General features: G+C 64.6%; 19 protein-coding genes and 2 tRNA genes. 8 read left to right on the top strand and 13 right to left on the bottom strand.

The features are described from left to right. Positions 1-136: 136 nt before the first annotated feature. Together BC1002_RS11710 and hemN are read right to left on the bottom strand one after the other, a co-directional pair. Positions 137-221, bottom strand: a tRNA-Leu gene (locus tag BC1002_RS11710). Between the two features lie 121 nt (positions 222-342). Continuing rightward, positions 343-1,728, bottom strand: a complete 1,386-nt coding sequence (gene hemN, locus BC1002_RS11705; protein WP_013090245.1) for an oxygen-independent coproporphyrinogen III oxidase — start codon at positions 1,726-1,728, stop codon at positions 343-345. A 178-nt stretch (positions 1,729-1,906) separates the two neighbouring features. Here hemN and BC1002_RS11700 point away from each other — a divergent pair, with 178 nt between their 5' ends. The 3 genes from BC1002_RS11700 (at position 1,907) to BC1002_RS11690 (ending at position 3,813) form a co-directional block, all read left to right on the top strand. Then, positions 1,907-2,209, top strand: coding sequence for a YkgJ family cysteine cluster protein (locus BC1002_RS11700; RefSeq protein WP_013090244.1), 303 nt, complete (start codon positions 1,907-1,909; stop codon positions 2,207-2,209). Between the two features lie 83 nt (positions 2,210-2,292). Further along, positions 2,293-2,886 carry a DUF1439 domain-containing protein gene (locus BC1002_RS11695; RefSeq protein WP_013090243.1) on the top strand — a complete coding sequence of 198 codons (594 nt, stop codon included), beginning with the start codon at positions 2,293-2,295 and terminating at the stop codon, positions 2,884-2,886. A 90-nt stretch (positions 2,887-2,976) separates the two neighbouring features. Next, positions 2,977-3,813, top strand: coding sequence for an undecaprenyl-diphosphate phosphatase (locus tag BC1002_RS11690; protein WP_013090242.1), 837 nt, complete (start codon positions 2,977-2,979; stop codon positions 3,811-3,813). 70 nt (positions 3,814-3,883) lie between these two features. On the opposite strand, the gene trmB is transcribed toward BC1002_RS11690, so the two are convergent. Both trmB and BC1002_RS11680 read right to left on the bottom strand, forming a co-directional pair. Beyond that, positions 3,884-4,690, bottom strand: coding sequence for a tRNA (guanosine(46)-N7)-methyltransferase TrmB (trmB, locus tag BC1002_RS11685; protein ID WP_013090241.1), 807 nt, complete (start codon positions 4,688-4,690; stop codon positions 3,884-3,886). A 126-nt stretch (positions 4,691-4,816) separates the two neighbouring features. Further along, positions 4,817-4,890 (bottom strand) — tRNA-Gly (locus tag BC1002_RS11680). A gap of 224 nt (positions 4,891-5,114) precedes the next feature. Between BC1002_RS11680 and BC1002_RS11675 the strand changes: the two genes are divergently transcribed. Beyond that, positions 5,115-6,833 carry a methyl-accepting chemotaxis protein gene (locus BC1002_RS11675; protein ID WP_013090240.1) on the top strand — a complete coding sequence of 573 codons (1,719 nt, stop codon included), beginning with the start codon at positions 5,115-5,117 and terminating at the stop codon, positions 6,831-6,833. 135 nt (positions 6,834-6,968) lie between these two features. Here BC1002_RS11675 and BC1002_RS11670 read toward each other — a convergent pair whose 3' ends face one another. The 3 genes from BC1002_RS11670 to BC1002_RS11660 all read right to left on the bottom strand — a co-directional run bounded on the left by BC1002_RS11670 (position 6,969) and on the right by BC1002_RS11660 (position 9,042). Beyond that, positions 6,969-7,532: a YggT family protein gene (locus BC1002_RS11670; RefSeq protein WP_013090239.1), complete on the bottom strand. Its 564-nt coding sequence runs from the start codon at positions 7,530-7,532 to the stop codon at positions 6,969-6,971. Between the two features lie 157 nt (positions 7,533-7,689). Then, entirely contained in the window at positions 7,690-8,010 is a 321-nt protein-coding gene (locus BC1002_RS11665; protein ID WP_013090238.1) for an EthD family reductase, read from the bottom strand. 96 nt (positions 8,011-8,106) lie between these two features. Beyond that, positions 8,107-9,042 (bottom strand): Rossmann-like and DUF2520 domain-containing protein, encoded by a 936-nt coding sequence (locus BC1002_RS11660; RefSeq protein WP_013090237.1) that lies wholly within the window; start codon positions 9,040-9,042, stop codon positions 8,107-8,109. Between the two features lie 275 nt (positions 9,043-9,317). On the opposite strand from BC1002_RS11660, the gene BC1002_RS38430 reads away from it, so the two are divergent. The 3 genes from BC1002_RS38430 (at position 9,318) to BC1002_RS11650 (ending at position 11,353) form a co-directional block, all read left to right on the top strand. Beyond that, positions 9,318-9,479 (top strand): hypothetical protein, encoded by a 162-nt coding sequence (locus tag BC1002_RS38430; protein ID WP_013090236.1) that lies wholly within the window; start codon positions 9,318-9,320, stop codon positions 9,477-9,479. A gap of 388 nt (positions 9,480-9,867) precedes the next feature. After that, complete coding sequence (locus tag BC1002_RS11655; protein WP_013090235.1) at positions 9,868-10,182, top strand: hypothetical protein; 315 nt, start codon at positions 9,868-9,870, stop codon at positions 10,180-10,182. Positions 10,183-10,387: 205 nt separating this feature from the next. Then, the gene (locus BC1002_RS11650) at positions 10,388-11,353 is read left to right on the top strand and encodes a threo-3-hydroxy-L-aspartate ammonia-lyase (protein ID WP_013090234.1); all 966 of its coding nucleotides are present in this window, start codon (positions 10,388-10,390) and stop codon (positions 11,351-11,353) included. 72 nt (positions 11,354-11,425) lie between these two features. Here BC1002_RS11650 and BC1002_RS11645 read toward each other — a convergent pair whose 3' ends face one another. Then, the gene (locus BC1002_RS11645; protein WP_013090233.1) at positions 11,426-12,106 is read right to left on the bottom strand and encodes a LysE family translocator; all 681 of its coding nucleotides are present in this window, start codon (positions 12,104-12,106) and stop codon (positions 11,426-11,428) included. Between the two features lie 46 nt (positions 12,107-12,152). Beyond that, complete coding sequence (locus BC1002_RS11640) at positions 12,153-13,727, bottom strand: UbiD family decarboxylase (RefSeq protein ID WP_013090232.1); 1,575 nt, start codon at positions 13,725-13,727, stop codon at positions 12,153-12,155. Positions 13,728-14,344: 617 nt separating this feature from the next. Here BC1002_RS11640 and BC1002_RS11635 point away from each other — a divergent pair. After that, positions 14,345-15,550, top strand: a complete 1,206-nt coding sequence (locus tag BC1002_RS11635) for a transglycosylase SLT domain-containing protein (protein WP_013090231.1) — start codon at positions 14,345-14,347, stop codon at positions 15,548-15,550. Positions 15,551-15,649: 99 nt separating this feature from the next. On the opposite strand, the gene BC1002_RS11630 is transcribed toward BC1002_RS11635, so the two are convergent. The 4 genes from BC1002_RS11630 to ribBA all read right to left on the bottom strand — a co-directional run bounded on the left by BC1002_RS11630 (position 15,650) and on the right by ribBA (position 19,130). Then, on the bottom strand, positions 15,650-16,846 hold the full coding sequence (locus tag BC1002_RS11630; RefSeq protein ID WP_013090230.1) for a pyridoxal phosphate-dependent aminotransferase: 1,197 nt from the start codon (positions 16,844-16,846) through the stop codon (positions 15,650-15,652). Positions 16,847-17,004: 158 nt separating this feature from the next. Further along, a complete protein-coding gene (gene nusB, locus BC1002_RS11625) occupies positions 17,005-17,439 on the bottom strand; it encodes a transcription antitermination factor NusB (protein WP_013090229.1) in 435 nt (144 codons plus the stop codon). After that, a complete protein-coding gene (ribH, locus tag BC1002_RS11620; RefSeq protein WP_013090228.1) occupies positions 17,436-17,948 on the bottom strand; it encodes a 6,7-dimethyl-8-ribityllumazine synthase in 513 nt (170 codons plus the stop codon). Before ribH ends, nusB begins: the two co-directional genes overlap by 4 nt. A gap of 48 nt (positions 17,949-17,996) precedes the next feature. Then, positions 17,997-19,130, bottom strand: a complete 1,134-nt coding sequence (gene ribBA / locus BC1002_RS11615) for a bifunctional 3,4-dihydroxy-2-butanone-4-phosphate synthase/GTP cyclohydrolase II (RefSeq protein ID WP_013090227.1) — start codon at positions 19,128-19,130, stop codon at positions 17,997-17,999. Positions 19,131-19,269 lie beyond the last annotated feature (139 nt).

Here is a 19,269-nt window from a genome sequence, read left to right as displayed (position 1 = left end):
TGGTATCTCCCTGTGGACAAACCCAAAACCGAGCCAGATACCACCCAAAAACAGATCGCTGGGGAATAAAAAACCCCGCAAGGCCTTGATCTTGCGGGGTTGTTCGGAATTTATCGGCTCTCGCCGGAACAGCTTGTGGTGCCCAGGGCCGGAATCGAACCGGCACGCCTTGCGGCGGGGGATTTTGAGTCCCCTGCGTCTACCAATTTCACCACCTGGGCAGATACTGCAGCGCGCGTCAGAAGTTCAGCGCGCGAGGAAGACGCAGATTATGGCCGAAAATCGGTCGACGGGCAAGCCGATTGCCGTCACCGACCGCAGCGCGTTCGCAACGAGCCGTGCTCAAACCGTGCGCGAGAACCGTGTGAGCGTCTGCTCGCCGAGATAGCGGTCGAATACCATCGCGAGATTGCGCACGAGCATGCGGCCGGCCATCCTCACTTCGAGCTTGCGCGCGCGGAGCGAGATCAGCCCGTCGTCCTCGAATGCGCGCAGACGAGCTAGCTCCGGCGCGAACGTGTCGCCGAAGTGGATGCCGTACGCCGCCTCGAATTCGTCGAAGCGCAGTTCGAGGTTGCACATCAGCTGCGTGATCACGTCGCGCCGCAGACGGTCGTCGGCGGACAGGCGGATGCCGCGCGCGATCGCGAGCCGGCCCGCGTCGATCGCGTCGGTGTAGGCGGGCAGCTCTCGCGCGTTCTGCGCGTACACGTCGCCGACCTTGCCGATCGACGAGGCGCCGAAGCCGATCAGATCGCATTCGGCCCGCGTGCTATAGCCCTGGAAATTGCGGTGCAGCGTGCGCTGTGCCTGCGCGCGCGCGAGCTCGTCGGTGGGCAGCGCGAAGTGATCCATGCCGATGTACACATAACCCGCCCCCGTCAGCCGCTCGACCACCCGTTGCAGCAGCGCGAGCCGCTCCTCGCTCGACGGCAGCGTCGCGGCATCCATCTGCCGCTGCATCTTGAAGAGCTGCGGCATGTGCGCATACGCGAACACCGACAGCCGGTCCGGCGCGAGTTCGAGCATCGTGTCGAGCGTGCGGCTGAAGCTCGCGACCGTTTGATGCGGCAGGCCGTAAATCAGATCGACCCCGATCGAATGAAAACCGTGTGCGCGCGCCGCTTGCATCACCGATGCGGTCATCTCGAACGGCTGCATGCGATTGATCGCCTGTTGCACGCGCGGATCGAAGTCCTGCACGCCGAGGCTCAGCCGGTTGAAGCCGAGATGGCGCAGCAGCGCGATCGTGTCGGGCGACGCCTCGCGCGGATCGACCTCGATCGAATACTCGGCTTCAGTGTCGGGCAGCAGATTGAAGTGCTCGCGCGTCGCGGCCATCAACTCGCTCATCTCGTCATGCGACAAAAACGTCGGTGTGCCGCCGCCCCAATGCAACTGCGACACGGGCCGCTGCGTATCGAAACACGCTGCCTGCAAGGCGATTTCGCGTTTGAGCCGTTCCAGGTACGGCCGCGCATGCGCGCGGTTTTTCGTCACGACCTTATTGCAGCCGCAGTAGAAGCACACGGTGTCGCAAAACGGAATGTGGAAGTACAGCGACAGATCGGTCGACGCGGCACCCGGGTCGGCGGCGGCGCGATGATAGTCGGCGGTGTCGAACGACTCGCGGAACTGCGGCGCAGTTGGATAGGACGTGTACCGGGGACCATTCGCGCTGTAGCGCGCGAGTAGGTCGGGGCGGAACAGGGTGTCGGCTAGGGACATGAGCGGTATCGACGGTGGGCGGCTCTCGCGGCGTAGCGCGGGTGCATGGCCATTCGGGAGTTTTCAGTTTAAGTGCGCGCCTGCGGGCTCCGTTTGTGTAAAAAGGTCGCACAGACAGGCAGTGGCACAATGCGGGTCTGGCAACGCGTTGCCAAGGTTTGAGTTCAGGAAAGATGACGTGGATCAAAAGTTGAACAGCGCACGAGTGGACGATCACGCGTGCCGTCCCGATTGCGGCGCGTGCTGTATCGCGCCGTCGATTTCGAGTCCGATTCCGGGCATGCCCAACGGCAAGCCGGCAGGCGTTCGCTGCGTGCAACTCGGTGACGATCTGCGCTGCGCGATCTTCGGCCGGCCGGAACGGCCCGCATGCTGCTCGGGTCTGCAGCCGCAACTCGAAATGTGTGGCGCGAATCGCGGTGAAGCGCTTGCGTGGCTCACGCAACTCGAGGCGCAAACACAACCGGCATCGCATCCATGATGCGCGACGCGCGATAAGCGCCATCACCCACCTCACAGCCAACGCAAGCCGATGTCCGCCAGGGCTTCCACAGGAGATTTCGCATGACTCGACCCGCAGCGCCGGCCCGGCGCCGCTTTCTGCGCGCCGCGCTGACCGGCTGCAGCGTGCTTGGCATCACTGCGTCGCTCGCGGCTTGCGCGAGCCCGACGTTTCCGTTCATGCCGTCGCAGTACACGTTCTCGCAGAAGCAGGTGCAGGAGGCCGTGCAGCGCAAGTTCCCGTATCAGCGCACGGTGTCGCAGGTGTTCGACGTCGCGCTGAGCAATCCGGTGGTGGGCATGCTGCCCGAGGCGAACCGCGTGCAGGTGAAGCTCGACGCGCGTTTCGCGAGCCCGTTCCTGCAAGAGCCGGTCGATGGCGTGTTCACGCTGTCGAGCGAACTTGCGTACGACGCGGCGAGTCGCTCAGTGATCCTCAAGTCGCCGAGTGTCGATAACGTCAGCGTGAGCGGCCAGGCGCAGATGTACACGCAGCAGATCAACGCGGCCGCGGCGCTGCTCGCGACCCAATTGCTGACCAACTATCCAATCTACACGTTCAAGCCCGAGCAACTGCAATTTGCCGGCGTCCATTACGAACCCGGTACAATCACCATCCTTTCAAACGGCATACGCGTGCAGATCGTCGAAAGATGACGTGCACGCGCGGCCACGAGGGCCGCGCATGCCAGTCATGACCTTGCCGGCCTGTTTCGTTGTGACAACCAACTGCGATAAGGGGCACGGATGGACTGGCTACTGGCTTGCAAGGCGCTGATTCTCGGCGTGGTCGAGGGCTTGACGGAGTTCCTGCCGGTGTCGAGCACCGGGCATCTGATTGTCGTCGGTAGTCTTATCGATTTCTCCGACGAACACGCGAAGACCTTCGATGTCGTGATCCAGCTCGGCGCGATTCTCGCGGTGTGCTGGGAGTTTCGCCGCCGCATCGGCAACGTGATCGTGGGTCTGCCGAACCGGCCCGAAGCGCGCCGCTTCGCGCTGAACGTAATCATCGCGACGATTCCGGCGATCGTACTCGGCCTGCTATTCGAGAAGTCGATCAAGGAGGCGCTGTTCGCGCCGGTGCCGGTCGCATTCGCGCTGGTTGCAGGCGGCGTCGTGATCCTGTGGGCGGAGGCGCGTCAGCGCGCGCGCGGCGACGCGGCGGTGCGGGTGCGCAGCATCGACGATCTGAGCCCGCTCGATGCGCTGAAAGTCGGCCTCGCGCAGTGCTTCGCGCTGATTCCGGGGACCTCGCGCTCGGGTTCGACGATCATCGGCGGCATGCTGTTCGGCATCGAGCGCCGCGCCGCGACCGAGTTTTCATTCTTTCTCGCGATCCCGATCATCTTCGGCGCGACCGCCTACGAGCTGTACAAGGACTGGCATCTGCTCACCACCGACGCGCTCGGCAGCTTCGCGCTCGGCTTCGTAGCTGCGTTCGTCAGTGCGTTTATTTGCATCCGCTGGCTGCTGCGCTACGTCGCGTCGCACGACTTCACGGTGTTCGCGTGGTATCGGATCGGCTTCGGTCTGCTGATCCTGCTGATCGGCTATAGCGGCGGGTTGAGCTGGGCCGATTGAGGTTGGCCGTGCGATGAAAAAAAGGTCCGCAAATGCGGACCTTTTTTCGTTGGCTTGCCGTTTCGTCGCGTTACGGGGTGGCGCGCTTGCGGAACACGAGGTCCCACACGCCGTGGCCGAGCCGCAGACCGCGCCGCTCGAACTTCGTCACCGGACGATAGTCGGGCCGTGGCGCGTAGGTGTCGGCGGTGTTTTCGAGCAGCGGATCGGCGCCGAGCACTTCGAGCATCTGTTCGGCGTAGTTCTGCCAGTCGGTCGCGCAATGCAGATACGCACCCGGCTTCAGACGCGACACGAGTAGCGCGACGAACTTCGGCTGAATCAGCCGGCGCTTGTGATGGCGCGCCTTGTGCCACGGATCGGGGAAGAAGATGTGCACGCCGTCGAGGCTGTCGGGCGCGATCATGTGCTCGAGCACTTCGACCGCGTCGTGCTGAATGATGCGGATGTTCGTCAGCGACTGCTCGCCGATCAGCTTCAGCAGCGCGCCGACGCCGGGCTCGTGGACTTCGACGCCGAGGAAGTCATCGCCAGAACGTTGCGCGGCGATCTGCGCGGTGGTGGCGCCCATGCCGAAGCCGATCTCCAGCACGCGCGGTGCTTCACGGCCGAACACGGCGGTCCAGTCGGGCTGCTGCGGCGCATAGGGCACGACGAAGCGCGGGCCGAACTCATCCAGCGCGCGGCGCTGGCCGGTCGACACGCGACCCGCGCGCGTGACGAAGCTGCGGATGCGGCGGTGATGAAGCGTGTCTGCCGGCGTCGCGCCGGGCGTGCCGTCGACGGTATTTGCCTCGTCGCCGATGGACTGGTCTGCTGCGCTCGTGGGAGTCGGGGAGTCGTCCGGGAGACCGGAGTCGTTTGGATCGTGGATCATCGTCGATGCTGCTGCAAGGGTGAGGGCTGCGCGGCTTGCGCGCTGTGCCGGGCCGTTGCCACTACAAAAAAGCCGCCTTCAGGGAGGCGGCTCTTGCTAGCTTCCGCTGAATACTCAGCAGGAAAGTGGAGCGGGCGATGGGAATCGAACCCACGGCTCTAGCTTGGGAAGCTAGGGTATTACCATTATACGACGCCCGCGGAACTCGCAATTTTACAGCCTTTTGGGCGGTTTGGGCAGGGGTAGGGTTCGCGCGCACGAACAGTCACCCCGTCCTTCCGCGTCGACGATCAGAACGGCGCGCGCCTTCAGATGGCGTCTGCGCCTGCCGTTAACCCGAATGCTGCGCAACACCGTGCGCTCGCGCACCCGCAAGCCGGCGCGCTCCCGGCGCTCCCCATCCTGTTCAAGAGACTTTCCCAAGATGCAGTGGTTTTCCAATCTGAAACTGAGCCACAAGCTGGTCGGCTCGTTGATGCTGTGCGCATTCGTGACGGCCGTCGTCGGCACGGTCGGTGTCCTGAAGGTGCGCGAAGTCGCGACGATGCAAACCGAAATGTACGACCGCGAATTCGTGCCGGTGCGCGACGACGGCACCGCCGCGTGGCAGGCGGCCTCGCACTTTCGGCGCCTCTATTCGTACATCCTGAATCCGGAGCCGGCCGGCCGCGCGGATACCGTGCGACTGAATCACGGCGGTGAAGCGGCGATCCTGGCGGCGTTCGACTACGAGCGCAAGCACGCGACCACCGACGCACAAAAGCAATTGCTGAGCGATTTCGACGCCGCCTATCCGGCCTACATGAGTTCGGTCGCGAAGGTGATGGCGCTGGCCGACCAGGGCGATCAGACCGGCGCGCTCACCGAGCTCAAATCGACCACCGACCCGCTGCACGTGAAGCTGCGCACGCTGATGATCAAGCTGTCGGACGTGCGGGACGAGTTGGCCAAACAGCGCGTCGCGAACGGCGTCGACATGGTTCGCTCGGTGACGTGGTGGATCGCGAGCTGCGCGGTCGTCGGCGTGGCGATTGCGATTGGCCTCGGACTCTTGGTGACGCGGGCGGTCGTGCGGCAGATCGGCGGCGAACCGGCCGAAGTCGCGAGGGTCGTCGAGCAGATCGCGGGCGGCGACCTGAGCCAGCGCCTGAACACCGGCGCCGCCGACGAGCGCAGCATCCTGCGCGCGGTTGCGCATATGCAGGAGCGTCTCGCGTCGACGATCGGTTCGATCCGCGAAAGCGCCGAGTCGGTCAGCATCGCTTCGCAACAGATCGCGAGCGGCAACATCGATCTGTCCGCTCGCACCGAAGAGCAGGCCGCTTCGCTCGAACAGACCGCGGCGAGCATGTCGGAGTTGACCCAGACCGTCGGCCGCAATAGCGACAACGCGCGCAACGCGAGCGCGCTCGCGACTCAGGCCGCACAGGTCGTCAACACCGGCAACACGGCGGTCGAGGGCATGGTGCGCACGATCGGTGAGATCAGCGGCAGCTCGACGAAGATCTCGGAGATTACCGGCGTGATCGAAGGCATCGCGTTCCAAACGAATATTCTTGCGTTGAACGCGGCGGTCGAAGCGGCGCGCGCGGGCGAGCAGGGGCGTGGCTTCGCGGTGGTCGCGAGCGAGGTGCGCAATCTGGCGCAGCGCTCGGCGAGCGCGGCGAAGGAGATCAAGGAGATGATCACGACGTCGGTCGCGATCATCGAGGGCGGCACGCAGCAGGCGGCCGAAGTCAGCACGACGATGGCGGATATCAAGGACGCGATTCATCGCGTGTCGGATATCGTCGGCGAGATCGCGACGGCCTCCGAAGAGCAGAACCGCAGCATTCACCAGGTCGGCCAGGCCGTCACGCAGATGGACGAGACCACGCAGCAGAACGCGGCGCTCGTCGAACAGGCTGCGGCGGCCGCGCAATCGCTCGAAGTGCAGGCGCGCAAGATGAAGCAGACGGTATCGGTGTTCCGGACGGCGGGAAGCCGTGGTTTTGCGGCGGCCTTGCCGAAGCCGGTGCCGGCGCCCATTCAAACGCCGGCGCGCGTGCGTGTCGATCAGCCGGCGTTGCCGCAACCAGCGATGGCCGCGCCTGCGCGCGAGCGCGTGGCGGCTGCTGCGGATGGTGACTGGAGTAGGTTCTGATCCGCGGCTCGCGAGCGAGTGCCGCTATCTGGAAATTGACCGCCTGAGGCGGTCGAAGCCGCAACAACGATCAGTTGACACGAAAACGCGCCGCCGCATGCAGTCGCAAACGGCGGCGTTTCAAGCGCGATCGGCTCAGATCACAAAATAAGTCAGCTGAACCGCCGCGCGGGTGACGACCATCTGCAGCACCTGAACGATCACGAACAGCAGGATCGGCGACAGATCGATACCGCCGAATTTCGGCAGCACGCGGCGCAGCGGATTCAGAAACGGCGCGGTCAACTGATACAGAATCGGCATCGCCGGCGAACGCGGATTCAGCCACGACAGCAGCGCCATCAGGATCGTCATCCAGATGATCAGATTGAGCGCCCATTTGATCGCGGTGAGCACCGCGACGATCAGCATCGTCGGCACGAGCGTCAGCGGATCGGCGCCGGTCAGCACGATCATCAGTACGACGTAGATGATCGCGGTGATCAGCGTCGCGACCACGCTCGCCCAGTCGATCCTGCGCGTGCTCGGCAGAATGTGCCGCAGCGGCAGCACGAGCCAGTTGGTCGCCTGCAGCACGGCGTTCGAGACCGGGTTGTACGGCGGTAGGCGCACGACCTGCAGCCACGCGCGCAACAGCAGCGCGGCGCCGAACAGCGTGAAAATGGTATTGAGCAGAAAACGGGCGATATCGCCAAACATCTCGGGTCCTTATGCTTCTGATAACGGCCACTGGCGGGCCGCGGGCTGCCGGCGTCGCAAGATCGGTGCGCGCCGGCGGTTTTCTGGCTTTACCTGGTTAGCCAACCGGAGGTTCGACGCCATTGCGCACCGCCTACCGGTGGTTGTCTGTCCGGCATCACACGGAAATCCGGACCTCGCTGATCAGGATCGTGCCGTTGCCGCCGTCGGTGTAGTTCGGGATATCCGCTAATAGTTGCTCGGATGCAGGCTTGAACACTTCGTAGAAGTCGTCCGCGCTATCGAACAGGAAGTGACCCGCGGCCACGTAAGGCGGCGGCGTGCCGGGCGGCCCGGCGTTCAGGCCCGCGTCGACCGACCAGCCTTTCAGCGCCGGCCCGAACAGCTTCGCCGCGAGCGGCATGTGGGTCGCGCAGTAGTAGTCGATGTCGAAGTGGCCGTTTTCCCGGTACGGGTAGAGGATGCTGACCTTGATCATTGTGCGTTCTCGTCTGTTGATCCCGAGGCGCGGCGCGAGTCGTCGCGTGATTCGCATCTGCTTCGCCCGGCGCGCCGGACGTCACATTATCACGGCTTACTTGACGCTTGCACCTGCTGCCGCCTGATTCAGCGAGCGGCCCAGCGATTCTTCCACAGCTTCGGAGATCGCTTCAATCGTCGCGGGTGGAGTTGCGCGGCGTCTGGCGAGGTTGACCGCGCGGCGCGTCAGCAGACCGTACAGCGCGGCATGGTCGCCGTCGAAGCTTTCGAGCAGCGCCAACTGCTTCTCGACGACACCCGTGTCGCCGCGCGATACCGGGCCCGCGAGCGCGTTTGGCAGGCCTTTGTCGCGCGCCGTTTCGATCGTGCCGGCGAGCATCGGCAGCAGCGCGCGCAGCGCGTCGTCCTCGGCGAAGCCGAGCGTGCGCCACAACGCGACGCATTCGGCGAGGCTGCAGAGCGCAAAGCTCGCCGCGTAGTGAGCGGCGGCGTGATACAGCATGCGGCCGCCCGGCGGAATCGACAGCGGATGGCAGCGCAGCGCGAGCGCGAGCAAGGTCAGCGTCTCCTTCAGATCGCCGTCGGCTTCGATCGTCACCGAGCAGCCGGCGATCCGCTCCAGATCGGCGAGCTCGCCGCTAAATAGATACAGCGGATGAAAGCCGCCGATCGCCGCGCCCTGATCGCGCGCCGGCGCGAGCAGCTCGACCGGCGATGCGCCGCTGCAGTGCACGAGCGCCTTGCTGGGGTAGCTGGTCGCATCGCCGCCAAAGCGGAGTGTGTGCGCTGTCGTACCGATGCTGTCGTCGGGAACGGCTAAAAAAACGATATCGGCGGCGCCGACGACCTGTTGCGGCTCGTCAAAGGCCGCGCAGTGTGCGATCTGGGCGGCGAGCCGGCGCGCGGAATCGGCCGAACGGCTCGCCACCGCGGTGACCGGGTAGCCGGCGCGCGCAAACGCGAGCGCGAGACAGCGCGCAAGCCGCCCCGCGCCGATGAAGCCGACGCGCGGCAAGGAAGACTGGGGCATGGTCACCTGCTCCGGACGGATCGTGTGAACGGGAAAGCAGCAGTATCTCGCATCCGGCGAAGCGCGGGCGATCCGGCCCCTTGCGCGGGTCGACAGCTGTCGTCGGATGAGTTTGCGGGCGATATGGCGCCACCGGTCGGTCATCGGGTGGCGCGACGCCCACGGGTGTGAAAACTGCTCACAATCGTAGTGACAGGGAACAGTGGTCGATGAGCCGGTTTTGACGGTCGTATTTTTCGTACTTCGTTCGCAGTCGGAAAATCGGGAGGGTAGCGATGAGTATTTTTTCTTACCGAAAACACTTGCGGTTCCTCACGCACGCCCAGCGCCGCCGCTGGTGGGATCAGAAAAAGCGCTTGACGCCGCGCGTGCGGATCAGCGGCGCATATGTGCCGCCCAACGTGTCCCGCGAATTCGTGTATGTGAAGGTCGGCTAGTCGCGCGATCTTCGCAGGTGAGAAAGTGCCCGGCTCGAGCCATTGAGCCGGGCATTTTTTATTGGGAAATTCGTCCCGGCTGTCAGGATTGAAGCGAATTTGTAATTAAAGTTTACCGATGCGCGAACTCTAGCTCCTCACGCTCGCGTCAAATCTATGACGCCCGGCCCGCCGCTCGCGTGCAACCCCTTGATTCCGGGCTGATTTCGTCGTCGTCGCGGCGGCGCGTAGGCGTCCTCGCGCAGCGTTCGGCAAAGCGCTTCGGCTTGCCCTTGCAATTTGCAACAAATGCGAACAGTTCGGCCGGGGCTTTTTGGATACATTGATGCCACAGCATGCGAGGCATGCGCAGTCGGCGACCTTGGCAGGCCGCGCTAGGAGAATAGAAGTGAAAAAGATCGTTCCGTTTGTCGTTGCAGCCGCACTCGGCTTGGGACTTGCCGGGGCTGCTGAAGCAGGTGTTTCCGTCGGTATCGGCCTCGGGGTTCCGGTCGCGCCGGCCTATCCGGTCTATGCGGCGCCGCCGCCTGTCTATTACGCGCCGCCGCCGCCGCCGGTGTATGCGCCGCCGGTTGTAGTGGCACCGGCGCCAGTGGTGGTCGGAGGCTATTACGGGTATGGCCGTCCCTACTATCGCGGCTACTACCACGGTTACCATGGCTACTATCGCGGCGGCTACGGGCACCCGTACTATCGTCATTAAGAAGCACGGGCGCGCATGACGCGCGCGGGAACGTCGACGGCGTAACGCCGGCTTGTGCCGGGTTACGCCGCTTCTATTTGCGCCGCCGGTTTTTTGCTTTCCGCCGCGTTCTTCACGGGTGTCGCGCGCTCGCGCAAGCCCGTTCCAAAGCGTCGATGAAGCTGGGAGAATGGCTGCTTCGCCCCGTCTCAGGAGAGTTTCGCCGATGCAAGCGCTTCCCGCTCCCACCTTCGATGACGTCCTCGACGCTGCCGCGCGTCTCGAAGGCGTCGCGCACCGTACCCCCGTTCTGACGTCGAGCACGTTCGACGAGCGCACTGGCGCGTCGGTGTTCTTCAAGTGCGAAAACTTCCAGCGCATGGGCGCATTCAAGTTCCGCGGCGCGTACAACGCGATTTCGCATTTCGACGCGGAGCAGCGCCAGGCGGGGGTGCTGACCTATTCGTCGGGCAATCACGCGCAGGCGATCGCGCTGTCGGCGCGCCTCGCCGGCATTCACGCGACGATCGTGATGCCGCACGACGCGCCCGAGGCCAAGGTCGCCGCGACCAAGGGCTACGGCGGCGAAGTGATCACATACGATCGCTACAAGGAAAATCGCGAGGAAATCGGCCGGCGCCTGGCCGAGGAGCGCGGCATGACGCTGATTCCGCCGTACGATCATCCGCACGTGATCGCCGGGCAGGGGACCGCGGTCAAAGAACTGATCGACGAAACCGGCCCGCTCGACATGTTGTTCGTGTGCCTTGGCGGCGGCGGCTTGCTCAGCGGCAGCGCATTGTCGGCCGCCGCGCTGAGCCCGGCTTGCACGGTGATCGGCATCGAGCCCGAAGCGGGCAACGACGGCCAGCAGTCGCTCGCGCGCGGCGAGATCGTGCATATCGACACGCCGCGCACGATCGCCGATGGCGCCGCCTCGACGCATCTGGGCCATTACACGTTCGCGGTCATCCGCCAGCTGGTCGCGCGAATCGAAACGGTCAGCGATGCGCAACTGATCGAGACGATGCGCTTTTTCGCGCAGCGCATGAAGATCGTCGTCGAACCGACCGGTTGCCTCGCGGCGGCGGCGGTACTGAATGGCATCGTGCCGGTGAAGGGCAAGCGCGTCGGCGTGCTGGTGAGCGGCGGCAACGTCGATCTGCCGAAGCTCGCGCAGTACCTCGCATGAGCGACTGACGTCGAGTCGCATGAAGAAAAACGGCTCCCCGATGCGAGCCGTTTTTTTCATTCGAGAACCGCTTCAGCTTGCCAGTTGCGCAGGGCTCTGCACGATCAGGTCGTGATACCCGTTGACGATCACGCTGTACGAGAAATAAGCGAACAGCAGCGCCGACAGAACGTGACACGCGCGTAGCAGACCAGCGCCCGCGCGCTTGCGTCCCTGGCTGCCGAGCCCGCAGATAAAAAGCGTCCAGCACAGGCCGCCGAGAAAGAAGCCGCCGAGGAAAATCAACGCGGTCGTCGGGCTCGTCGCTCCAGCCTTCGCGATCAGCGCGCCGCCGACCGCCGCGAACCACAGGATCGCCGAAGGCGACGACACCGCTAGCAGCACGCCACGCAGAAAGCCGCGCCATGGCGACTGAGGCGGCGCGGCCGCGTCGCCTTCGCCGGCAACAGCGGGCGCCGTGGCCGGGAACATCGCTTCGCGCGCCATCTTCCAGGTGAGAAACAGCAGGATTGCCGCGCCGCCGATCCACACGACCCAGCGCACCGATTCGAACTGCAGCAGCGCGGCCATGCCCGCGAGCGCGAGCGTCGCGTAAATGAGATCGCCGACGCACGAGCCGAGGCCGAGCCAGAAGCCCGGCCGGAAGCCGTGCGACAGCGTCAGCGAAATGATCGCGACGTTGACGAGACCGATGTCGAGGCACAGCGACAAGGACAGAAAAAAGCCGTCCGACATCATTGAAAAAGCGTGCATCCGCGCGAGCGCTCCATCCGTTATTGATTGTGTTGTCCGGTGCGCATTACAGGCCGAGGTCCAATTCGTTCCACAAGCTATCGATACGCTGTTTGACCGCCTCGTCCATCACGATCGGGCGACCCCATTCGCGGTCGGTTTCGCCCGGCCACTTGTTGGTCGCGTCGAGCCCCATCTTCGAGCCGAGACCGGCTACCGGCGACGCGAAATCGAGATAGTCGATAGGCGTGCGGTCGACGAGCACGGTGTCGCGCGTCGGGTCCACTCGCGTGGTGATCGCCCAGATCACTTCGTTCCAGTCGCGGATATTGACGTCCTCATCGACGACAACGATGAACTTCGTATACATGAACTGCCGCAGGAAGCTCCACACGCCGAACATCACGCGCTTCGCGTGGCCGGGGTAGCTCTTCTTCATCTGCACGATCGCCATGCGGTAGCTGCAGCCTTCGGGCGGCAGATAGAAGTCCGTGATCTCGGTGAACTGCTTCTGCAGCAGCGGCACGAACACTTCGTTAAGCGCGACGCCGAGCACCGCGGGCTCGTCGGGCGGTTTGCCGGTGTAGGTGGAGTGATAGATCGCGTCGCGGCGCATCGTGATGCGCTCGACCGTAAAGACGGGGAACCACTCCTGTTCGTTGTAGTAGCCGGTGTGATCGCCGTACGGGCCTTCGAGCGCGTGTTCGTAGCTGGCCGAGGCACCCTTTGAAGGACGCGGCGGCGCGCCAGCCGGAGCAGGCGAGGGCGCGCCTTCCTGCGGATAGATGAAGCCCTCGAGCACGATCTCGGCACGTGCGGGTACCTGCAGGCCGTCGACGCCGGGTGTGATGCACTTCGCGAGCTCGGTTCGCCCGCCGCGCAGCAGGCCGGCGAACTGGTATTCGGACAGTGTGTCGGGCACCGGCGTGACCGCGCCGAGGATCGTCGCCGGGTCGGCGCCGAGCACAACGGCCACCGGATAAGGCTTGCCGGGATTTTTCAGCGCGAACTCGCGGAAATCGAGTGCTCCGCCGCGATGCGCGAGCCAGCGCATGATCAGTTTGTTACGCCCGATCAGTTGCTGGCGATAGATACCCAGGTTTTGTCGGCTCTTGTTCGGCCCTTTCGTGACGGTCAGACCCCAGGTGATCAGCGGCCCGGCATCACCGGGCCAGCAGGTTTGAATGGGCAATTTGGCGAGGTCGACGTCGTTGCCTTCCCAGACGATTTCCTGGCAGGGCGGCGCGCTGACCGTCCTCGGCGCCATGTCCCACACGGCCTTCGCTAACGACAGCAGCTTGCCGGCGTCCTTAATCCCCCTCGGCGGCTCGGGTTCCTTCAGTGCGGAGAGTAGCCGGCCGACGTCGCGCAGCGATTCGAGCGCCGCCTGGTCGCCCGCGCCCGCTTCGGTATCGATGCCCATCCCGAGTGCGACGCGGCGCGGCGTGCCGAACAGATTGCCGAGCACCGGGAACGCGTGGCGCTCGGTGTTCTCGAACAGCAGAGCCGGACCGCCCGCGCGCAGCACGCGGTCGCACAGTTCGGTCATTTCGAGATTCGGCGACACCTTTTGCGAAATTCGGCGTAATTCGCCGATCGCCTCGAGGCGGCCGATGAAATCGCGCAAGTCTTTATATTTCATCTGTGACGGTTCAGGGCCGCATGCACGGCGCATAGGACTGAGGGCGCAGCAGGGAACGACGGTGGTCCCTGCCCAGCGCAAAAATCGATTGTCGATTTTACCTGCGTTAGCCAGCGCACGTAGATCAACCAAATGGTCTATCCGGAACAGCCAGGGTCGGATCGCCTAAAACGCACATAGAGCAGGGCTTTCGGCCGACTGAACACTGTTTATAATTACAAATAGTTATAGTTATTGCATTCTATAGTGTTGACGATCTATAAAACCGTGCATAGAATCCGTCCACATTGGTTGCAGGGCGTTAACCTTTTTACCGTCGCCCCCGGTCCTCAGACGCAACGCGTCACCGTTTTACTTCCCTGCAGGGTAGAACGGCATTATTGAAGTCCCTCACCAGCGTCCATCAACGCTGGTTTTCGCGTGGGAGCCAAGCCCGGTACACATTGAATATGTGTGGGCTGTTTTTGAGATGGCTCCCCGAAACGGTATTTGTTGCCGTTTTCCCGACGTCGCTGCTGCCCAACCAGAGAGCACGCGATGTCTTGACTCTGCGAGCGCGCTGTACCGCCTGATTTCACCCGGCGGAGTTCGCGGATCATGCAAGATGGGAGATCTGAATGAACGCCTGGTTATCGTGGCGTCCTGATGAGCGTATTGCGCAGCTTGTGCGCGGTGCGCTGCGCCGCGGGACGCGACTGAGTCATCACCTGTTCAGCATTGTCGGCGGGATCGCCGTGGTGCTGGCTCTCGCACTGTGGCTGATGCCGACCTGGCGCGGCGTGCTCGCCGCGCGTCTGATGCCGGTCATTTCCGCCGCCGTGCAAGCGGGCCCCGCCCGTCTGCTGCAAGGCAACCCGCTGCCGGCCATCGGACCGACCAGAAACGCTGGCGCATCCGACGAATCGCTGTCGGCCAATTCGCCCTCCACGCCGAGCCCCGCCGATGCCTCGAGCGACGGCAGCATGACGCTCACCTCAGCGACCACCAGCTTCGACGGCGCGTTCGACAACGCCGCCACGTCGGGCACCAGCACCGTCGCGCTCAACGGCCTCGATCCGCGCACGATGCAGGGCGTCAGCGCGTTCGCGCGTCTGATTCCGCAGCAGCGCGTGTCGGCCGATGCGCGCGACGACCGCGTGCTCGTGTCGAGTCATGAGCAGGACCTGGTCGCGTCGTACCTCGCGCGGCGTTATCGCGTTGCTCAGGAGCCCGTCAGCGAGCTCGTGAAGGCCGCGTTCGATACCGGCCGCGAAGTCGGCCTCGATCCGCTGCTGCTGCTCTCAGTGATGGCAATCGAATCGGGCTTCAATCCGTACGCCGAGAGCGGCGTCGGTGCGCAGGGCCTGATGCAGGTGATGTCGAAGGTGCATTCGGACAAATTCCGGTATTTCGGCGGCCAGAGCGCTGCGCTCGAACCGCTCGCGAACATCAAGGTCGGCGCGCTCGTGCTGAAGGACTGCATCGCGCGCGGCGGCTCGCTGCCGGGCGGCCTGCGTCTGTACGTCGGCTCGAGCACGCAGGACGACGGTGGCTACGGTGCGAAGGTGATGGCCGAGCGCGGTCGCCTGCGCGACGTCGCGCGTGGCCGCAAGGTGCCGATCAATGCGCCGCAGGCTCCGGTGCTGACCGCGTCGGCGACGCCGACGCCAGCCGCCTCGACCAGCGGCGGCAACGGCAGGCGCGTCCAGGTGACTTTGCAGGGCGGTCACGAACTGAGCTCGGCGACCCCGGCGGCGCGCTCGCAGCCGGCCGATCAGCAGGACGACGCGAACGCCAATTCGGCAACGCGTCATGTGGCGTCGGCGTCGGAGCTGGGGGCTTGAGTTAGACGTTGGCTAGCCGCATGAAAAAAAGGACACCCGAGGGTGTCCTTTTTTGCGTCTGGCAGGCCGGTCGCCGCCGAGTCGATCCTCATCAATGCGTCAATGCCGCCCGAACAGCTTCGCCAGCCGCTCGACAGCCTCTTCGAGCTTCGGATACGCGGTCGCATACGACAGCCGGATGTAGTCCCTCGGTGCGTGCGTGCCGAAGTCCATGCCCGGCACCAGCACGACGCCGGCATCGTGCAGCATCGCCTTCGTGAGCGCTGCGCTGTCGCCGGCCGCGGGATGCGCGACGCCGCGGCAGTCCGCGTACACATAGAAAGCACCGTCGGGCATCACCGGCACCGAGAAGCCGAGCGATTCGAGCGCCGGCGCGATGAAGTCGCGGCGTCGCTTGAATTCGAGACGCCGCGCCTCGTAGATCGCGATCGTCTCCGGCTCGAAGCAGGCGAGCGCCGCGTGCTGCGCGAGCGCCGACGCGCAGATGAACAGGTTCTGCGCAAGCTTTTCGAACGCGCTGACCATCGCGGGCGGCACGACGAGCCAGCCGAGACGCCAGCCCGTCATGTTGAAATACTTCGAGAAGCTGTTGACGGTGACCACGTCGTCGCCGAACGACAGCGCCGACACGGGCTTCGCGTCGTAGCTGAGGCCCTGGTAGATCTCGTCGACGATCGTGAAGCCGCCGCGCGCGCGCACGGCTTTGACGATCCGCTCGAGCTCGGCCGGCTCGATCGAGGTGCCGGTCGGATTCGACGGCGAGGCGAGCAGCACACCGCGGGTGCGCTCGCCCCACAGGCGTTCGACGTCGGCGGCGGTCAGCTGGAAGCGCTCGGCCGGCCCGCTCGGCACCATCACCGGCCTGCCTTCGGCGGCGATCACGAAATGGCGGTTGCACGGATAGCACGGGTCGGGCATCAGCACTTCGTCGTCGCGATCGACGAGCGCCGCGCACGCGAGCAGCAGCGCCGCCGACGCGCCCGCCGTGACCACGATCCGCGCCGGATCCACGTCGATGCCGTAGAACTCGGCGTAATGCTCGGAAATCGCGTCGCGCAGCTCGTGCACGCCGAGCGCGTTCGTGTATTGCGTGACGCCGCGGCGCAGCGCGCTCGCGGCCGCCTCGATGACCGGCTCGGGCGCGGTGAAATCCGGTTCGCCGATGCCCATGTGAATGATGTCGCGCCCCGCGCGTTCGAGCAGCGCGGCCTCCTTGGCCAGTTCCATCACGTAGAAAGGCTGGATGGCATCGACGCGCGCGGCAAGCCGCACGAGAGGTTCGGTCACGGAGTTCATACGGTCAGATCCAGTTCAAAAGCAGACGGCGCCCACTCATCGAATGATGCGCTCATCGATGCGCGCGGCGGCGTCCTTGCGGGCGCTCGAGGTGCTTCGCCCTGTGCAATGCGGCGTGGCGGGAGCCGATGCGCGGCACGGCCCTACCCGCACAGCGCTCAGCCCTTGCGAGCCGCCTGCGTTTCGGCGGCGCGCAGTTGGGCCGAGAGCTTGTCGAGCACGCCGTTCACGTACTTGTAGCCGTCCGAGCCGCCGAACGTCTTGGTCAGCTCGACCGCTTCGTTGATCACCACGCGATACGGAATGTCGACGTGATTCTTCAGTTCGAACGCGGCGACCAGCAGCACCGCGCGTTCGACCGGCGACAGTTGATCGATCGGACGATCGAGGCACGGCGCGATCGCGGCGGACAATTCCTCGGAATCGCGCATCACGCCATGCAGGATTGCGTCCAGATGCTCGTGGTCGGCCTTGTCGTAACCTTGCGCGCCGCGCAGTTGCGCGTCGATCTCACCGCCGGGCGAGCCCGACAGCAGCCACTGGTAAAGCCCCTGCGTGGCCAGTTCGCGGGAGCGTCGGCGTGCGCTCTTCATGCCTCTTCCTCGTCGTCTTCGTCTTCATCTTCGTCGTCATCGCCGCCGAGCTGTTCGAGTGCGACCGCGAGGTTCGCCATCTCGACAGCCACGCGCGCGGCATCGCGGCCCTTCTCGGTCATGCGCGCGACGGCCTGCTCGTCGTTCTCGGTGGTCAGCACCGCGTTCGCGACCGGAATGCCGAAGTCGAGGCCGATGCGCGTGATGCCCGCGCCGCTTTCGTTCGACACGAGTTCGAAGTGGTATGTCTCACCGCGGATCACCGCGCCGAGCGCGATCAGCGCGTCGAATTGCGCGCTTTCCGCGAGCTTTTGCAGTGCCAGCGGGATTTCCAGCGCGCCCGGCACCGTGACGAGCAGCACGTCTTCGCCGGTCACGCCGAGGCGTTCGAGTTCTTCGATGCAGGAGTCGGCGAGGCCGTTGCAGACGGGTTCGTTAAAGCGCGCCTGGACGATGCCGATGCGCAGTCCGTCGCCGTCGAGATTCGGTTGGTATTGTCCGATTTCCATGTGAATTCCGTAGTGTTTGAGTGGGCGCGAGGCGCGTAAGTGGCCGGATCAGACTTGCGGGGCTTGCGTTTTGCTGCCGGGCATCGGAATGAAGCCCGTCACTTCGAGACCATAACCCGACATGCTGCCGAGCTTGCGCGGGTTCGACAGCACCTGCATCTTGCCGACGCCGAGTTCGCGCAGAATCTGCGCGCCGATGCCGTAGGTTTTGAAGTCGACCGGCCGGCGCTTCAGCGCTTCCGCTTTTTCCTTCGAGTCGAACGCCTTGAAGACGTCGATCAGATGGTCTTTCGAGTCGCCGCAGTTCAACAGCACGACCACGCCGAGATCGCGTTCCGCGATTTCTTTCATGGCCGCATCCAGCGTCCACGAGTGCGTGGATTCGCCGACTTCGAGCAGATCCAGCACAGAAAGCGGCTCGTGCACGCGCACCGGCGTGTCGCGATCGGGCGACGGCGTGCCGCGCACCAGCGCGATGTGCGGCTGGCCGCTGGGCTGGTCGAGATACATGACCGCGCGGAACGCGCCGTGCGCCGTTTGCATCGTGCGTTCGCAAATGCGCTCGACGATCGATTCCGTACGGCTGCGATAGTGGATCAGATCGGCGATCGTGCCGGTCTTCAGGCCGTGTTCCTTGCCGAACTCGAGCAGATCCGGCAGACGCGCCATCGTGCCGTCGTCCTTGATCACTTCGCAGATCACCGCGGCCGGCGTCAGGCCCGCGAGCCTCGTGAAATCGCAGCCGGCTTCGGTATGGCCGGCGCGCACCAGCACGCCGCCCGGCTGAGCCATGATCGGGAAGATATGGCCCGGCTGCACGATGTGTTCGGCTTTCGCGTCCGGCGCGACCGCGGCGGCGATGGTGCGGGCCCGGTCGGCTGCCGAGATGCCGGTCGTCACGCCTTCGGCCGCTTCGATGCTGACCGTGAACGCGGTGCCGTATTGCGTGCCGTTGCGGTAGGTCATCAGCGGCAGGTTCAGCTGTTTGCAGCGGTCCTGGGTTAGCGTCAGGCAGATCAGGCCGCGGCCGTAGCGAGCCATGAAATTGATCGCTTCCGGAGTGACAAACTCGGCGGCGATCACGAGGTCGCCCTCGTTTTCGCGGTCTTCTTCGTCGACGAGGATCACCATCCGACCGGCTTTCAGTTCGGCGATGATCTCTTGGGTGGAGGCGAGCGTCATGTTGGCGAGTTTTTCGGGAAAGCGCGTATTTTACGCCACGCGCGGGCCCAAGTCGCCTCCGCCAAACGACATAGGCGGTTTGGCCGATTGACGAAGAGCCGGGCGTGGTTGCCATCGCGGTCCGCTTTACGGATTGAAA

Origin of the sequence: Paraburkholderia atlantica, from assembly GCF_000092885.1 — a bacterium.
In the GTDB taxonomy this organism is placed as follows: domain Bacteria; phylum Pseudomonadota; class Gammaproteobacteria; order Burkholderiales; family Burkholderiaceae; genus Paraburkholderia; species Paraburkholderia atlantica.
Note: the sequence above shows the minus strand (reverse complement) of the source record. Positions and strands in the feature narration are given on the sequence as shown.

What these genes read in the sequence shown, in the direction of transcription:
- hemN (WP_013090245.1), bottom strand. Translation starts at nt 1,728, where the DNA reads ATGTCCCTAGCCGACACCCTGTTCCGCCCCGACCTACTCGCGCGCTAC.
- BC1002_RS11695 (WP_013090243.1), top strand. Translation starts at nt 2,293, where the DNA reads ATGACTCGACCCGCAGCGCCGGCCCGGCGCCGCTTTCTGCGCGCCGCG.
- BC1002_RS11690 (WP_013090242.1), top strand. Translation starts at nt 2,977, where the DNA reads ATGGACTGGCTACTGGCTTGCAAGGCGCTGATTCTCGGCGTGGTCGAG.
- trmB (WP_013090241.1), bottom strand. Translation starts at nt 4,690, where the DNA reads ATGATCCACGATCCAAACGACTCCGGTCTCCCGGACGACTCCCCGACT.
- BC1002_RS11675 (WP_013090240.1), top strand. Translation starts at nt 5,115, where the DNA reads ATGCAGTGGTTTTCCAATCTGAAACTGAGCCACAAGCTGGTCGGCTCG.
- BC1002_RS11670 (WP_013090239.1), bottom strand. Translation starts at nt 7,532, where the DNA reads ATGTTTGGCGATATCGCCCGTTTTCTGCTCAATACCATTTTCACGCTG.
- BC1002_RS11665 (WP_013090238.1), bottom strand. Translation starts at nt 8,010, where the DNA reads ATGATCAAGGTCAGCATCCTCTACCCGTACCGGGAAAACGGCCACTTC.
- BC1002_RS11660 (WP_013090237.1), bottom strand. Translation starts at nt 9,042, where the DNA reads ATGCCCCAGTCTTCCTTGCCGCGCGTCGGCTTCATCGGCGCGGGGCGG.
- BC1002_RS38430 (WP_013090236.1), top strand. Translation starts at nt 9,318, where the DNA reads ATGAGTATTTTTTCTTACCGAAAACACTTGCGGTTCCTCACGCACGCC.
- BC1002_RS11650 (WP_013090234.1), top strand. Translation starts at nt 10,388, where the DNA reads ATGCAAGCGCTTCCCGCTCCCACCTTCGATGACGTCCTCGACGCTGCC.
- BC1002_RS11645 (WP_013090233.1), bottom strand. Translation starts at nt 12,106, where the DNA reads ATGCACGCTTTTTCAATGATGTCGGACGGCTTTTTTCTGTCCTTGTCG.
- BC1002_RS11640 (WP_013090232.1), bottom strand. Translation starts at nt 13,727, where the DNA reads ATGAAATATAAAGACTTGCGCGATTTCATCGGCCGCCTCGAGGCGATC.
- BC1002_RS11635 (WP_013090231.1), top strand. Translation starts at nt 14,345, where the DNA reads ATGAACGCCTGGTTATCGTGGCGTCCTGATGAGCGTATTGCGCAGCTT.
- BC1002_RS11630 (WP_013090230.1), bottom strand. Translation starts at nt 16,846, where the DNA reads ATGAACTCCGTGACCGAACCTCTCGTGCGGCTTGCCGCGCGCGTCGAT.
- nusB (WP_013090229.1), bottom strand. Translation starts at nt 17,439, where the DNA reads ATGAAGAGCGCACGCCGACGCTCCCGCGAACTGGCCACGCAGGGGCTT.
- ribH (WP_013090228.1), bottom strand. Translation starts at nt 17,948, where the DNA reads ATGGAAATCGGACAATACCAACCGAATCTCGACGGCGACGGACTGCGC.
- ribBA (WP_013090227.1), bottom strand. Translation starts at nt 19,130, where the DNA reads ATGACGCTCGCCTCCACCCAAGAGATCATCGCCGAACTGAAAGCCGGT.